This is a genomic window from Bifidobacterium sp. ESL0775 (assembly GCF_029395475.1).
Lineage (GTDB): Bacteria > Actinomycetota > Actinomycetes > Actinomycetales > Bifidobacteriaceae > Bifidobacterium.
On record NZ_CP113917.1, the window covers coordinates 167,454 to 183,397 of the forward strand.

The 15,944-nt window shown below is 65.0% G+C and carries 7 protein-coding genes; all 7 read right to left on the minus strand.

All coding sequences use genetic code 11. The features are described 5' to 3' along the window. Positions 1-337: 337 nt before the first annotated feature. Entirely contained in the window at positions 338-6,049 is a 5,712-nt protein-coding gene (locus OZX73_RS00505) for a hypothetical protein (RefSeq protein ID WP_277149623.1), read from the minus strand. Between the two features lie 108 nt (positions 6,050-6,157). After that, on the minus strand, positions 6,158-6,484 hold the full coding sequence (locus tag OZX73_RS00510) for a hypothetical protein (RefSeq protein WP_277149624.1): 327 nt from the start codon (positions 6,482-6,484) through the stop codon (positions 6,158-6,160). Positions 6,485-6,569: 85 nt separating this feature from the next. Beyond that, a complete protein-coding gene (locus tag OZX73_RS00515) occupies positions 6,570-8,000 on the minus strand; it encodes an ATP-binding protein (RefSeq protein ID WP_277149627.1) in 1,431 nt (476 codons plus the stop codon). A gap of 877 nt (positions 8,001-8,877) precedes the next feature. Continuing rightward, a complete protein-coding gene (locus tag OZX73_RS00520) occupies positions 8,878-9,000 on the minus strand; it encodes a hypothetical protein (RefSeq protein ID WP_277149628.1) in 123 nt (40 codons plus the stop codon). Between the two features lie 35 nt (positions 9,001-9,035). Continuing rightward, complete coding sequence (locus tag OZX73_RS00525) at positions 9,036-14,264, minus strand: BspA family leucine-rich repeat surface protein (RefSeq protein WP_277149631.1); 5,229 nt, start codon at positions 14,262-14,264, stop codon at positions 9,036-9,038. Between the two features lie 418 nt (positions 14,265-14,682). Continuing rightward, on the minus strand, positions 14,683-15,480 hold the full coding sequence (locus OZX73_RS00530; RefSeq protein ID WP_277149633.1) for a hypothetical protein: 798 nt from the start codon (positions 15,478-15,480) through the stop codon (positions 14,683-14,685). Beyond that, on the minus strand, positions 15,473-15,694 hold the full coding sequence (locus OZX73_RS00535; RefSeq protein ID WP_277149635.1) for a hypothetical protein: 222 nt from the start codon (positions 15,692-15,694) through the stop codon (positions 15,473-15,475). Before OZX73_RS00535 ends, OZX73_RS00530 begins: the two co-directional genes overlap by 8 nt. Between the last annotated feature and the right edge of the window lie 250 nt (positions 15,695-15,944).

A 15,944-nucleotide genomic window follows, 5' to 3' on the forward strand; every position in this document is an offset into this window, starting at 1 on the left:
CCCTCTCCCCCGGCGTGTCGCGTGCCCGGCCTCTCCGGCGGCTCGGTTTCCGGCAGGCCTGGGCGGGTGCCAGTTTGGTATGCGGGAACGCGCGGCTGTGCGATGCCAGGCAAGCAAATTCCGGGCGCGGATGGGTTGGCCTGCTTGCTGGCCGGGATGGTAGGTGGGGGTGGGCGCCGGCACGGGGTTGGTTTGGGTTTGGTTTCCGTGCCGGTGCCCGGTTGGTTCCCGCCCGGCCCATGGGTGCAGGCCGGGCGGGAAGTCTTTAGTGGCGCGCCGCCGGGCTGCGCCGGTGGCGGCCGGTGTGGCCCGGCAGCGCCGCGTGTAGGGTCACGTCTTATCTGGTGTGTCCCTGTCCTTGTTCGCGCCGCCGGTCGCGCAGCCTGGTGGCTGCGGCGAGCAGGAGGAGGGTGGCGCCCAGCGTAAGGGCAAGCAGGGTCGCCGTGCGGCGGGCCGTGCCGCCGGTCAGCGGCAGGGCGTGCAACGGGATGCCGCCGGGGATGGTGACGTCTTGGGTGGCGGTGGCCTTGGCGTAGCGGTGGGCTACGCCTCGCCAGGCACCGTCGTCGCCGACCGCGCTGGCGGACACCCGGTAGCGTCCGCCCAAGGGGATGCCCGCGCCGGGCAGGGTGAGCGTCCAACCGTGCCTGGTGGCGCCGTCGTAGGCGCCCGCCGTGTCCAGCGTGGGTGTCTGGGCCGTGCCGACGCTGGTGCCGGTTTGTCCGTTGAGGCCGGTGACGGTGGCTTCGACGGTCTCGTCGTTGGCCCATGGGGTGGCGCCGCCGGTCAGTGTGACGTCCTTGCTGGCCAGATCACGGCTGGTGGCGGTGTCAATGCTGGGCTGGTTGAGCGTGCGCCATACGGCGTGCAACGTGGCGTCGGTCTCTGTGGAACCGGTGTCGCCGGTGAGTTCGACGTCTCTTGCGGTGGGGCTGCCCATGCCCGTGTCGGGTGTGGTGGCGCCGCCGGTGAGGCTCCAGCCCAGGAACACGCCGTCCGTGGGCTCCATGCTTTCGGTGGGCCGGGCAAGGGTGATGACGGCGTGGTGGGGGCTTTGCGAATCGACGAGCCCCTTGGCGGCATCGGGTGCGGTGGCTGTGGCGCCACCGGGCATGTCGGGCGCGAACGTGGCCTTGAGCCAAGGCAGGGTGCCCTCAAGGGTGGCGCCGTCGCTGTTGGCCCCGTCGCTGATCTGGATGGCGGTGAAGTGGTGCTGGCCACCGATGCCGTACCTGCCGGTGTAGTCGCTGGCGTTGAACGTCACGCTCCAATCCCATGAGGCCGCAGGCTGCTGAACCCTGTAGGGGTAGTTGCCGTAGACCTTGAGGGGTGTGGTTATCGATCTGCTCATGATGTTGTAGCTGAAAGCCCAAATGTCATAGAGGCCAGGGCCCGCTGTGAAATCAGTATCCAGCGTGGTGACGTTTTTATCCTGTGGAGTGGGTGATACACGGCCATTCCATGGGGCGTTCGTTGCCGGGCCCATGCCTATCGTCGTATTTCTCACATAATTCGTGATTAAGGTGCAACCCGCAGGGGAGGGAGCCGCGCTGGTGGGGGCTGGTGTGTCATGTGGGCAAACGAGCGTTCTTTCCTGAATGAAGGTGCCGCCGGCGATATCGACGGTTCCGCCGATGGTTATTTTGCCTGGGTCGGTCGGGTCGATGTCGAATCTTTCCACACGCGGGTTGGTGCCTGCGGGGAGTGTGGCGGGTGCTATCGCCGGCCTTGGATTGGTGGCGGTCTTGCAGATGTCGTCGCCTCCGGATCCGCCCGTCATGCATGCCTTTACCGTGTCGTCGCCGGTGCCCATGGCGGTGCCTTTGAGGGTCACTTGTCCAGCGTGGTAGCTGGCCGTCATGCCCGAAGGCACCGCGATGGTGCGCCAGGTCGCGTCGAGGGTCACTGCGGTCACGCCGTCGTTGGTGGTGCCTGCGCTGGCGGGAATGTAGGCGTGGCCGGAGGGCCAGGTCGCGTTCGCGGCCGTGGAGTGCCAGCCGCCGAACGACGCGCCTGCCGGGCCGGACATGCCGGTGCCGTTGGGCAGGTCGGGGGCCGCCGCGTGCGTGCTCGAGTCGGCCAGCACGTTTATGGTGGCCGGGGCCGTGCCCGAGCCGCCTGTGCCGGTCGTGAACGAGATGGCCATGTAAGGCAAGGTGCCCGTGGCCGGCGCGCTGTGTACGATGCCGATCACCAGGTTGTTCTGTCGGACCGTTGTGGTGGCTGTCAGCGAATACGGCACCCCCGGTGTCGCGTTGATCAGCCCTGACACTGGTCCGCGGTAGGAGCAAGTCGAACCGCAACCGTAATCATAGGAGAGCCCGGTGTCGGATGCCAGCGATGTTGCGCTGGATCTTGGGTTGGTGTGTGGAGCGCCAGGATTACTGGCGGAGACATTGAGGGTTGTGTCGCTGCCGGCTGAAACGCTTGATAACACGAGGTCGATGGTGGGCACACTGAGCGCGGCCCATTGCGCGGTCAGTGTCAGCGAGGTGCGGCCGTCGCTGTCCGTCGTGCCTCGTGACACGTCGATGGTCGGGGTATCGCCCGGGTTCCACGTATCGGTGCCTTCCTTCCACCCGGCGAGGTAGGAGTTGCCAGGCGCGGTCATGCCGCCGAGTCCCGGCAAGCCGGCACGCAACTGGGCCTTCTGGCTGTTCGTGTCGACGGGCGCGGTCACCGTGTCGGCGGAGCCGGTGCCGCCGTTGGGCGCGAACGACACGGCCATGTACGGCACCGTCCCCGTCAGGATGGCGGTCTTGGTGGCTCGTTCGCCGGTGTCGGGGTCGTTTGCGGTCACTGACGCGTTAATTGAGTAAGCGTATGTCGAGTCCTGGCTGAGATCTATGAGCTTGTCCAGGTCCCATCTGGCTTGGCAGGTGTTGTAATCCATCGTGCTTGTGTTGGTGACTGTGCATTCCACGCTGCCGCCGCTTCGGCTGGTGTCGAATTTCACCGTGCTTGATCCGGCCGGCAGGTGCGAGGCGCTGATTCTTATGTTGACAACTGGCGTCTGGCCTGGCGTCACGGACACATTGATGGAATCGAGGCTCGGGGGCGCGAGAGCGTCCCAATCCGCCGTAAGCGAGATTACGGTTTCCGCGCCCGTTGTCGTGCCATCTGACTTGAGCAACAACGAGCGCGCGCCTCCCTGATGCACCAGACCTGTTTTGATGTTCTTCCACCCATGGAATGACCGGCCGGCCGGGGGTATCATGCCCGATTGGCCCGGCATGGTCAGTGTCGCAGAGCCATTTGTGGTGGAGGTGTCAAGCAGTCTTTGCATTTTTCCGGGCGCGACTCCTGTCCCCGTGCCCTTGTCAAAATTAACGGTGACATAGTCCAGCACGCCGCTTTTCGTCGTGGTCTTGGTGATGGGCCGCCCGGTGTCGGGGTTCGTGGCCCTGCTGGTCGCGGTGATCGTGTACGTGTCGCCGTATTCCGTCTGGAAATCCGAGGCGGGAACGGCACTGGCCGTGCAAGTACTGTCGGTGCAGGTGGCCGACGACCAACCCATTGACGTGGACGCCGTGTTCGTCCAGCCGGCTGGAGTCAGATTGTCGCCGAACTTGAATCCAACTGTTTGGGTAGAACCATCGACTGACAGGTCGGTGATTTTCGGCGCTTCCATGGTTCTCCAGTGGGCGGTGATGGTGACGGTCGTGTGGCCGCCGGCATCCGTGTAGCCGTGGGAGGCCTCCACATAGAAGACGCCGCTGCCGTTGCCGGTGATTTGGGTGTTGTCGGAATAGGCCCATTCACCGAACCAGGTGTCGTCCGGCACGGACAAGCTTCCGCGCCGCGGCAGGGTCACTGTCGTCTTGCCGTAGCCGTCAACGAGCCCGGTGAGGTCGTTGGGTGTTGTGCCGCTTGGGTGGGTGCCGTCGGCGAGGGTGCCGGCGGCGAATTTGACGGTCATCCATGGCAGGGTGCCGGTGCGGGGGTCGGATGAGGCAGAGACCTGTTTGCCGGTTTTGGGGTCGGTGCCGGTGGTGGTGGCCGTCACGGAGTATGTCGCCCCCGGTGTTGGTTCGAGGGAGGCGACGTCGTCCCAGCTTATCATGCATGTGGAGCCGTTCGTGTTGATGGCGTTGCAGTTGCCGGTGCCGCCGCGGCCGGTGCGCGCGCTGGTCTGCGACCCGGCCGGCGCCGCCGCGTTGATGCCCACGTTGAGCGACACGGCTGACCCGTTTCGGTACGCTGCGCCTACCGATGGCGCGAATGGTTTCCATTGGGCGGTGAGTTTGTAGTAGGTGTATTTGCCTTGCGGCATGGTGAAGGTGTTGTTGGTGTCGGTGTAGGTGGTGCCGTTCTGGTCTTTCCATCCGGTGAACAGGCAGCCTGGCTTGTTGGTGAGGATGCTGGCCGGCACGCCTACGGTTTGCTCGGTGAGCTTGTTGTCGCGGGTGTAGGAGGCGGGGCTTGCGCTGCCGCCGGCGGGGTCGATGTCGACGGTGGACTCCACGTGGACCAGTGAGTCGTCCACGTAGTAGCCGGCGGAGTTCGTGTTCCACAGGAGGTGCCTCAGGTTGCCTGTGGTGCCGATTTGGCCGAGGTAGTCGATGTGGTCACCCAAGCCGCTTGTCCGGTCCCACGTAGTATCTTTACCTTCTAAAGTACTAAGCGGATCACTTTCGAGCTCGCCGGGGCCGCCCCTCTCGGAGCCGCCGATAGCCAGCTTTCGTAGCGAGGCGGGGAACGTCACATTGTAGCGTGCAAAAGTAGTGGCTAGGTTTGAGCTGTACATGTCAAGTGAGACAAGACTATTGCAACCGTCTAGAAGGCCCAGTCCTATGCCTTTGAAATTGTGTAGGTTCAGTGTGGTGAGGCTGCTGCAATAATAGAACATTGAATATGCTTGGCCCCAGCCTGTGAAATTGTGTAGGTCCAGTGTGGTGAGGCTGCTGCAGTTGTCAAACATGTAGCCCAAGGATGTGGCGCCGCCTGCGTCCCAGTTGGACAGGTCGGCGGTCGCCAGACTCGTGTCGCTAGAGAACATGCCGAAGGTCGCGTTGTCCTTGAGGTGGACGGGGGCGCCGGGGGTGACGGAGCGCAGGGACGTCATACCACTGAACATGCCGGAGTGATTATAGCCGTTGTCGTAGTGGCCGTTCAGGGTGAGGTCGCCGTCGATGTGGATGGTGGTGACGGTGGTCTTCAGCGAGTTCCAGGGCATGGCGCTGCCGTCGCCGGTGTGGGTGCCGCCGGAGAGGTGGAGGGTGCAGGTGGCGTCGATGTTCCAGGTGACGTTACTGGTGCCCAATGCGGCGGGCGTGGTGGCCGGGCACGTGTCCTGCGGGCCCGCTTCCGGCTCGTCCTGCGCCTGCGGCGTGCCGGCCTGCGCGCCGTCGTGGTCGGCGGCCGCGCGCGTCATTCCCGTGGCCCCGGTTGTATTCGTGCCTGTTGCTGTGTTCCTGTGTCGCGCCCGTTTGCTGGGGGCGGCGCTTGTGGCCGTTGGCCACTGGCCGACGCCGCTGGTGCCGGTGGGTTCCTGCGCGGCCGTGTCCCGTGTTTGCGGCCGTCCGGCCGTTTCGCCGGCGTCCGGGTCTGCCTGTGGGTCGGGCGTCGGCTCGGTGGTGGTGAGTGCCGTGTCATTGGTCTTGGCCAGTACGGGGCTCTGGGTCGTGGGCAGCGTGGCCGCCTGGATACGCAATGACGGTATGGCTTCATCATTGGATGTGTCGTCGGATTGCGCGGCGGGCGACGGCGCGACGGATTGGGTTGTCGGGGACGCGGACGGGTGACCGTTGGTCTTGCCGGTTTTGCTGGGTTGTGCTTTCGCGCTCGGGGACGGCGTTGTCTGGGAATGCGCGGCGTCTGGCGCGGATGGCGCGTTGGGGTGGACGGCGCCGGGCTTGGATGACGCGTCTGATTTGGATGGTGTGTTGGAATGGGCGACGGCGGACTTGGTGGGATGCGCGGCCGTGGACGCGTCGGTGTCGCGCCGCGACGGTGCGGCCTGGCTGGAAGTGGAGGTGCTACCGGGTTGGCTTAACGAATTGTGGTGACCGGCCTGCGGGGGGGGGTCGAAATCGTCATTGTTATGCACAACGCGAGCGCCACGAGACTGTGGATAACTTCCATGAGTGGACCAACCTTTTTCAACAAACGTAATTCCGCGATGTATTACATCGCGGAACGCAACCTGTGTCTTACGTTACCGGTTTTCCTGTCCGGTTTCAACCCGGCTGGCCACGGCCGTCGTGCTTCCCGACCGGCGGCCGTGAATATCCGCGCCTGCGGGGCGGGATCCTCTTGAAACGTTTGCCGCCGCGGATTGCCTTGCGTTCCAACGGGTGCGTGGGAAGGTCTTGACGCCCTCCTGGAGCCTGTGGGCCGGTCGTTCAAGAGCCGGATTACCGGGCACCTTCTCCGGCGTGTCGCGTGGCGGCGCATGGTCGGCCACGCGCTGGCTGGTTGGCCCGCCCGGCTGTATTCCCCCGTCGTCGCGGGCGTGTCCGTCGCCACGCGGTCCAGTCGTCACGAGACGAACAGCGCCTCATCCGTCATCGTCGCGAACGTCCGTGCCCCGCGGACCAGCCGCGACGAAGCGAATGCCGTTTCATCGGTCACTGCCGGTACAGGTCGTCGGTCGAGAGGAACAGCGGGCTGGGACCGTCTTCCGCGATTCTCCCGCGGATGGTCTCGGCGACTGGTCTCTTGCTGAACAGCGCCAGACGTGTCCGCGCCGCCGTGAACCCGGGCACCAGGCCGACCCGGCCCTCCAGCTTGCCGATCGCCTCTGTCACGTTGAAGGTGTTGCGCCATTTGCATTCGCCGATAAGGAGCTGTCCGTCCCCGTTCGCCGCGACCACGTCGATGTCGGTCTGCTCGTGCGCCGCGGGGTTGTTGCCCCACCATTTGCCGAACCGCGTCACGGGGAAGGGCAGGTCGCCGGCGCGGCTGCGTCTCGCCACCCACTGCAGGCAGACGCTTTCGAACCGCTGGCCCACGTACGTTGAGAACGCCTCGCCGGCCAGTGTCTCTTCGGCTGTTTCCGGGCCTTTCCCGTTTTCGATCACGTCCACGTTCGTGCCCACGAACCGGAACCAGAAGGCGAAGAACGGGTCGGCGATGACGTACATGCCCTTATGGGATTTCTGCGGGTTGTCGCCGAACGGGAGGTTGCGTTTCACCAGCCCCAGATCGGCGAGCACGTTGAGGTATCTGGCGACGTTGGAGGCGTCGACACCCGCGTGCTCGGCGATGCGTTTCGGCGTGGAGCTGCCGTTCGCGATGGCCTGCAGCACCGAAAAATACGAGGCCGGCTCGCGTGTCTCCTCGCGCAGGAGCATGGTCGGCTCCTCATAAAGCAATCCGGCCTTGCGGAACATCAGGTCGGTCACGTTGCGTTTGAACCCCCGTGAAGGCCGCAACCGCGCCAGATAATATGGTGTCCCGCCGAATGTCGCGTAATACCTCACCCGTTCCTCGTTCGAGACGTCCGGCAGGAACTTCGCGGCGTCGTAGTAATCGAACGGCTCAAGACGGATCTGCCCGGTCCTTCTTCCGTACAGCGGGCTTTTGCCGCCGAGGACCTCGCTTTCCATGAAGCCCTGATTGCTGCCGGAAAGGATCATCATGACCTCGCTCTGTTTGAAGCCGTGGTCGATGGCGTTCTGCAGGACCGAGGGCAGCGTCGGATCGGCCTGCGCCGCGTACGGGAATTCGTCGAAGACGAATACGAAGTGCCCTTTTCCGTTTTCCTGGCTGGTCTTGGTCATCCGGACGAAAAAATCGAGCGCGCCGCGCCAGTCGGTGAACGCCGGCAGTTCCGGAATGCCGAAGAAGCGGAACATCTGCCTCGAGAAGACCTCAAGGTTCAGCTTGGTGCTTTTCTGCGAGGCCGTGAAATAGAAGGTCCACTTATCTTTGGAGAACTCGTCGATGAGGGAGGTCTTGCCGACGCGGCGGCGGCCGTAGATCACCATCATCTCGTACCGGCCGCTTTCGTACATGTCCTCCAGGGCTTCCAGCTCTTCCTCGCGTCCGACGAACATCGGGCCTCCCTTCGTTCGCGCTTTGGGGATCGGTATCGCCAACCAAGGCGCCTCCGTAAACGTATCCTTTTATATCGATCATAACAACTTCGGTATACAGAACTTCGGTACATAGAAGTTCGGTATACCGAAGTTCATAATCACGCCTTCGTCATGGCCCCCGTTGACGGCGGTCACGATGCCTTCCTGAGCCAGTGGTTGCTTACGGGCACGTTTGGAATGAATGGAGGTCGTATGGTTTTATATCTTGCGTGCGGTTGCGGGGATGGTTGTTCTGCGGTTGTTCACTGTGAATTTGCGCAAGTGGCCAAGAGTAGTTTGCATAAGTAACCAAGCAAATCGGATAAGTAACCCGGTATTTTGCACAAGTAACCAGTCAGATTGCATAAGTAACCCGGTATTTTGCACAAGTAACCAAGTAGATTGCATAAGTAACCCGGTATTTTGCACAAGTAACCAAGTAGATTGCATAAGTAACTCAGTATTTTGCATAAGTTGCGAAGTAGTTGCCGAGTAGATTGCCAAGCTTCATGAAACCATCACATTATATCGGCGGAGGATGGTGGCGTGGGGATTGAAGGTGACGCACTTGGTAGGCAGGCTGGGTGGTGGGGCCCGTTGATGTTTTGTCGTTTATCTGTGTGGTGGGTCTCGGTGTTGGTGGGTTGGGTGTTGGTGTGGTGGCGCGGGAGAAAAGGTAGGTGGGCGCCGGCACGGGGTTGGTTTTGGGTTTGGTTTCCGTGCCGGCGCCCGGTTGGTTCCCGCCCGGCCCATGGGTGTGGGCCGGGCGGGAAGTCTTTAGTGGCGCGCCGTCCGGCTGCGCCGGCGGTTCGCGCTGGTGGCCGGTGGCGATGTGGCCGATGGACTCGCGGGGCAGCTATGACTCGCCGGCGTGGTTCCGGCCTTGCCGCCGTGCGTTCGCGTCGTTGGCGCCGCGGGTGGGGTCACGCCTCATCTGGCTGGGCTTGGCTGCGTTGGCGCGCCGTGGGTTGTTCCCCATCGGGGAAGGCCTTGCTGACATCGTGGAACCACATCTCATCTGGAGGAGCCTTGGCTTTGCTCGCGTCTTTTGTCGCGGAGCTTGGTGGTTGCGGCGAGGGTGAGGAGGGTGGCGCCGAGGAGGAGTGCGAGGAGGGCGGCCAATCGTCTGGCGGGTCCGCCGGTGAGTGGCAGGGCGTGGAGGATGATGCCGCCGGCGGGGATGGTGACGTCCCGGGTGCTGGTGGCCTTGGCGTAGCGGTGGCTGGCGCCGTGCCAGGCGCCGTCGTCGCCGACCGCGCTGGCGGTGATCCGGTAGCGGCCGCCCTGGGGTATGCCCGCGCCGGGCAGGGTCAGGGTCCACGCGTGCCTGGTGGCGCCGTCGTAGGCGCCCGCCGTGTCCAGGGTGGGTGTCTGTGTGGTGCCGACGGCGCTGCCGGTCTGGCCGTCCAATCCTGTGGCGGTGGCCTCAATGGTCTCGTCGTTGGTCCATGGGGTGGCGGCGCCGGTGATGGTGACGTCCTTGGTGGCGTGGTCGCGGCTGGCGGTGGCGTCGACGCTGGGCTGGTTGAGTGTGCGCCATACGGCGTGCAGGGTGGTGTCGGCCTCGGGGGATCCCGCGGGCGCGCTGAGGGTGACGGTGCGGTTGGAGGGGTCGCCCATGCCGGTGTCGGGCGTGGTGGCGCCCGGGGTGGCGGACCATCCGAGGAACACGCTGTCGGTGGGCTCCATGCTGTCGGTGGGCCTGGCGAGGGTGAGGTCGCTGGGCCGTGACGCCTGGGTGGTGTCGACGAGGCTTGTGCCGGGGTCGGGCGCGGTGGCGCTCGTGCCGCCGGGCATGTCGGGCTGGTAGGTGGTCTTGAGCCAGGGGAGGGTGCCTTGCAGGTCCTGGCTGCCGCCGTCGGCGCCCTGGCTGGTCTGGCGGGCGGTGAAGTGGTGCTGCCCGTCGGCGCCGTACCGGCTGGTGTACTGGCTGGCGGGGAAGGTGACGCTCCAGTCCCAGCTGACTGTGGTGGGGGCGGCCGGCGGGGTGGCGGTGTAGTGGTAGCGGCTGTAGATTTTCACTGGCGTGCCCATCCGGCGGACGGTGGTGGTGCTCGCCCCGAAGGAGGCGTAGGCCCAGATGTCGTAGTAGCCGTCGCCGCCTTTGAAGCTGGCGTCGTTGGTGGTGTGGTCCTGGTCCCTGGGCCCGGGTTGGTAGCGCCCGTGCCAGGGGCTGTTGTCGTTGGCCATGGTCATGTAGCCGTTGTTGACGTTGGCCACGATCTCGCTGCAGTCGGCGGGCACGTCCCCGGTGGCGGGCGCGGGGGTGCCGGCGGGGCAGATGCGTACGTGGGCCGTGGTCATGAGGGGGGTGGGGAAGGTGGTGTCGCGGTCGATGTGGCCGGTGATGCTGATGCTGCCCACGTCGGTGGGGTCGACCTGGAACGTCTCGACGCGCGGGTTGCCGGCGGTGACGGGTGTGAACTGGCTGCCGGGCGCGGGCTCGGGCGCGGTCCTCGGGTTGGGGGCGCTGGTTTGGCAGGTGTCGGTCTCGCCGGCGCCGTCGGTCATGCAGGCGGTGACGGTGTCGCCGCCCACGCCCATCGCCTTGCCCGTGAGGGTCACGGTGTTCCCGTTGTGGTGGTAGGCGGCGGTGAGGTTGGTGGGTTTGGCGACGGTGCTCCAGGTGGCCGTCAGGGTGACCACGGTCTCGCCGGTGCCGCCCGGTGTGCCGGCCGTCTGGGGGATGGCCTGCGCGGGGGCGGGCTGCCAGGTGCGGCCGCCGGCCTGCCAGCCGGTGAACGCGGCCCCGCTGGGGCCGGTCAGGCCGGTCGGGTCGGCGATGTCGAGGTAGGCCTTGCTGCTGCTGGTGTTGTCGATGAGGGCCTTGGCGTCCGCGGGGGTGCTGCCGGTGCCGCCGCCCTTGGCGTAGCGCAGGGTGAGGTAGGGCAGGACGCTGTTCTTGGTCGTGGTGGCGGTGAGGGTCTCGGAGGGGTCGTCGGGGTTGGGCGCGGTGACGGTGGCGGTGACCGCGTAGGCGCTGCCGGGCGCCGGGCTGGTCAAATCGGAGACCGGGCGGAAGGAGCTGGTGTTGCAGGGGCTGCCGCTGGCACAGGAGAACAGGGTGGTGCCGGTGGTGGCGGAGGCCACGCTCATCGACCAGCCCGAGGGCGCGTTCCCGCCCGGGGAGGCGTACATCCTGTAGGTCGGCGCGGCGCCCGCGGGCGCCTGCACGGTGGGGTCGTTGAGTGTCGGGTTGGCCATGGTGTTCCACTTGGCGGTCAGGGCGAGCGTGTAGTGGGCGCCGCCGTCCAGGCTCGTGGCCTCCGAAGCGGGGAGGTTCTGCGCCCCGGGCTGGTAGGTGGTGGACGGGCCGGCCCACCCGCCGAGCCAGGAGGCGCCGTTCGGCGGGCGCATCGTCCCGCGGGCGGGCAGGGTCAGCCAGGCCGTCCGGAAGGAGGTGTCGAGCAGGGCGTCGGCGGTGGGGTCCGGCGCGGCCGATCCCGTGCCGGCGTCGAAGGAGGCCTTCATCGAGGCGAGGGTGCCGGTCGTGTCGCCGGTTTTGGCGATCCGCTGGCCGGTGGCGGGGTTGGTGGCCGTGGCGGTGACGGCCACGTCGTATTGGTAGCGGTTGGCGCCGGTCAGGCTCGTGAGCCGTTCGGCGGGCCAGCCGTTGGTTTGGCAGTATTGCGTGGCCCGGCTGATGGTGCAGGAGCCGGTGCCGGAGGGCTGGTGGGTGTCGATGGAGTAGGAGACGGTGAACCCGTCGGTGAACAGGGTCGAGAGCTCCGCCGCGGCTGTGCCGGTGTAGAGCAGGTCGACGGTGGGAGCGTCGCCGTTTCGGGCGTGCACGCTCACGCTGCTCAGCGTGCCGGCCTTGAGGGCGGTCCATTGGGCCGCCATCGTCTTCGCGTACTGCCCGTTGCCCATGTAGGATCCATCGCCTTGGGTGAACACGTCCGTTTCGCCCGGCGCGTAGTACTGGTTGTACCAGGAGGAGAGGTAGCTGCCGGCCGGCCCGATCAGCCCCTCCTGCCCGGGCAGGGTGATCCTCGCGAGTCGGGTGCGTTTGTCGATGAGGGCGCTCCTGCTGGCTGGCGGCGTGCCCGACCCCTGGGGGCCCGCGGTGAAGATGAGGGTCACGTAGGGCAGGTAGCCGTACGCGTCGGCGGTGGGCCCGGAGACGGTGCTGGCGGTGTACCTGTCGGTGGCCTTGACGACCGCCTGGATGTGGTAGCGGGTGCCGGGCGCCGGGTCGGCGAGGCTGGACAGGGGCATGGACACCGTGCAGGATGTCGGGTCGGCGCAGCGGCCGCTGCCGCCGGCGCCCGTGGTGGCCTCGAGCCAGCTGTCGCCCGTGTCCGCCGGCCGCGCCGGGACGCTGGCCGCGAACCCGGCCGTCCACGAGCTCCCGTTCAGGGACGCGTCCGCCTGCCCCACCGTCGGCGTCGCGATCGACGCCGGCTTCCATCTGGCCTTGAGGGTGTGGGTCGCGTGGGTGTGCTGGTTGAACGGCCACTGGAACGACGGGGCCGCGGGGGACTGGGCGCCGTCGAAGGCCCACCCGTCGAAGAGCATGCCGGCGGGGTTGGTCAGGATCGAGGCCGGCACCGTCACGTCGAACGTCCCGGACGCCGGGGGCGCCGGGTGGGTGTCGACCGTGTAGACGGGCACGCTGGTCGTGCCCCCGTTCGGGTCGATGACGATCTTGTCCAGGTTATGGACATACGGGTCGGCCATGTAGAAGCCCGACGGGTCCGACGAATCCAACTGGTCCTGGAAGTCCTCGGCCCCGGAGTACTGGCCCAGGCAGTCCGTGTCCGTGTCGTTTAAGTCGCTGGTCTTATACCACTTCGTCCCGGCCGCTATGTTGTTGGTCTTGTGAGGGGGCAGGATGGTCTTGGGGCCCAGGGCCAGCATACGCACCGTGGATGGTATTTCGTAGCCTTCCCCTATCCCATCGGCGATTAGCGTGCCGCACAACTCATTTTTATGGGCTTGGCAGAGGGTGTCGATGCCGCGCATATCCAAAGCGACCAGCGGGGGGTCTGACTCTGGAAGCTTTATCCTGCACACGTACCAGCATGTGAACAAGTCGATCAGCCCTTCTTCGTTCCAATTGCTGATGTTGATCCTGGTGAGCCGGGTGCACGCGTTGAACATCTGGTTAGTTACTAAGGGCCTCCAGGTTGAGAGGTCCAAGGAGGTCAGCCCGCTGCACCCCTCGAACATTCCCATCATATCGGCGGTGATCGAGGGGAAAAGTTTCAGCCCTTCGGTTGTCAGGCTGCTGCATCTCTCGAACATGTAGCTGGCATCCGTGAGTTGGCTGGTGTCCCAGTTGGACAGGTCGGCGGTCGCCAGGCTCGTGTCCCCCCAGAACATGCTGATAGCTGCCCTCTTTTTGAGGTGGACGGTGGCGCCGGTGGCGACGGAGCGCAGGGACGTCATGCCTTTGAAAATGTTTGGGTCGCGGTTGTCGCCGCCGTCTAGGGTGAGGTCGCCGTCGATGTGGATGGAGGTGACGGTGGTCTTCAGCGAGTCCCAAGGGATGTTTACGTCGTAATCGATGGTGTGGGTGCCGCCGGAGAGGTGGAGGGTGCAGGAGCTGTCGACGTACCAGGTGACGTTGCTGGTGTCCCATGCGGCGGGCGTGGTGGCCGGGCACGTGTCCTGCGGGCCCGCCTCCGGCTCGTCTTGCGCCTGTGGCGTGCCGGCTGGCGCGCCGTCGTGGTCGGCGGCCGTGCGCACCGCCCCCGCGGCCGTGTCTGCGTTGCCCGCGTTCTTGCGCCGCGCCCGCCTGTCCGCGGCAACGCCTGCGACCGCTGGTTGGCGGCCGGCGCCGCGCGCGTTGGCGGGTTTTTGCGGGGTCGTGCCTTGTGTCTGCGGCTGTCCGGTTTCGTCATCCGGATTTGCCAATGGGCCGGTCGTTGTCTTGTTCGGGGCGAGCGCTCCGGCGTCGGTTCTGGCGTGTACGGGGCTGTCGGCCATGGGCAGCGTGGCCGCCTGGACGCGTGGTGATGGTGTGGCCCAGGCGGCGGATGTGTCGTCGGGTTGCGCGGCGGGCGCGGCTTCTGCTTGTGCTTGCGGGTTGTCCTGGGCGTCTTGTTTGGATGGTGTGTCTGGCTTGGACGGGGTGTCGGAATGGGCGACAGCGGATTCGGTGGCGTGGGCGGCGTTGGACGCATTCGTGTCGCGCCGCGAAGGTGCGGCCTGGCTGGAAGTGGGTGTGTTACCGGGTTGGTTTAGCGGGTTTGGGTGACCAACCTGCGGGGGGGGGTCGAAATCGTCATTGTTATGCACAACGCGAGCGCCACGATACTGTGGATAACTTCCATGGGAAACCAACCTTTTTCAATTACAAACACGGTTCCACGATGTAATACATCGCGGAACGCAACCTGTGTCTTACGTTACCGGTTTCCCCGCCGGGTTTCAACCCAGCCGGCCGCGGGCGGTTCGCGCGCCGGCCGTTTGCTTCGGGCGCCCGCGCCGGCGGGGGCGGGAGCTTTTCGAAACGTTTGCCGCCGCGGATTGCCTTGCGTTCCAACGGGTGCGTCGGAAGGTCTTGATATCCTCCCGGAGCCTGCGGGCCGGTCGTTCAAGAGGCGGGTTCCCGGGCCTCTCCTCGGCGTGTCGCGCGTCCGGCCTCGGCTTCGGCCTCTCCGGCGGGCGGACACCGTCCCGCGTGGGCCCGATGCGCCGGTTGGCCCAGCATGCCCTAGAATTTTCTGAGGCTGGCTCGGTCTGAGGTGTCGGCTATCTTTTCTTTACCTGAGATCGTCAACCCCATTTTTTCCAGCTGCGAGGCCGCGATCTGAGGGTTGTCGCGAATCATGGCCCGCAGCTGCAGCTCCCGGTAGGACGCCCTTCCTTCGTCGATGGCGGACTGCCAGCCTGGTTGGGTGGCGATGCCGAACTCATAGACCAGCATTTGCAGCACGTCTTCGAGGCAAGGGCGGAACTTGCTGCCGCCGACGGGGAAATGCAGGGAAGAGAAGGTGGGGAAGAAACCTTCTTTCAGGAACTTTCGTCTTCGCTCCCTGCCTCTGTTTTTGATGCCGCAGGCGAGCATGACCCTCACCGCGTCATCGTTGCTGGCATGCACGTTGATGTGCGCGGAGGGAATGTCTCCAGACGGATCGCGTAGGTAATCGTAATGGAAAATCGGGGTATGGCTCCTAAAGGTGCTGATGGTGATACTTGAATCATCCACCTGCAAAGGGGCGTCTAAAGCCGGGCAGGAGCAACGGTAGTTATATTGCAATATAAGGATGGCGCTGTGTTCCTGTTGGTCGTTTTCTGCGTAAAGCTCGATGCCGTTTTCGTCGATGTTGGTGATGACGCAACGTGAACTGCCGCGAACGCTTTCGAGCTTTGTGTATGCGGTGCCGCCGGGCTCTGAGGGATTCTGCTCGATGACGTGATGGAGCACATGTTCGATGCGTTTCGCGAATTCGGATGTTTCTTTGAGGCTTTTCCGCCTTAGTTTTTCATCGGTGTCGTCTTTGTCAGCCATTGGTGATTTGGCCTGCAAGGTAATCAAGGTTGTTGAGGTCTTTCAAGGCGTTGCGCTCGTCAAAAGACAGGCCGGTGAAGTTCCGCTGCCTGATGAGCTTGTCGCGGCTGCCGTATTTGGCGATGATCTTTTCACGGCGGCGGGCGACGTCGGCCTGGCTGAGCGTGACGATTTCGAGCTCTGGCTTCCGCGGAGCCTTTGCGATGGTGACCATGCGTCCTCCTTGGGCCGTTCAGTTGCCGGGTTGGCGTTTGGCAACTGAGCAAAACGTTGACTTACCGATAAGGTTAGCATACGTTCGCCGGCAGGTATGGTTGGTGATTTGGCCTGTCGTTGAATCGTCCGCGCGTGGCCGGTTCGACGGGCGATGATCCGCGAAGCGATTGGTAAACAGACTTTTTGCGATCGGTCAACGTGTGTACGCGACCGAAAAGACTGTGTACGGGCGGTTGGTGGGGTGGGTG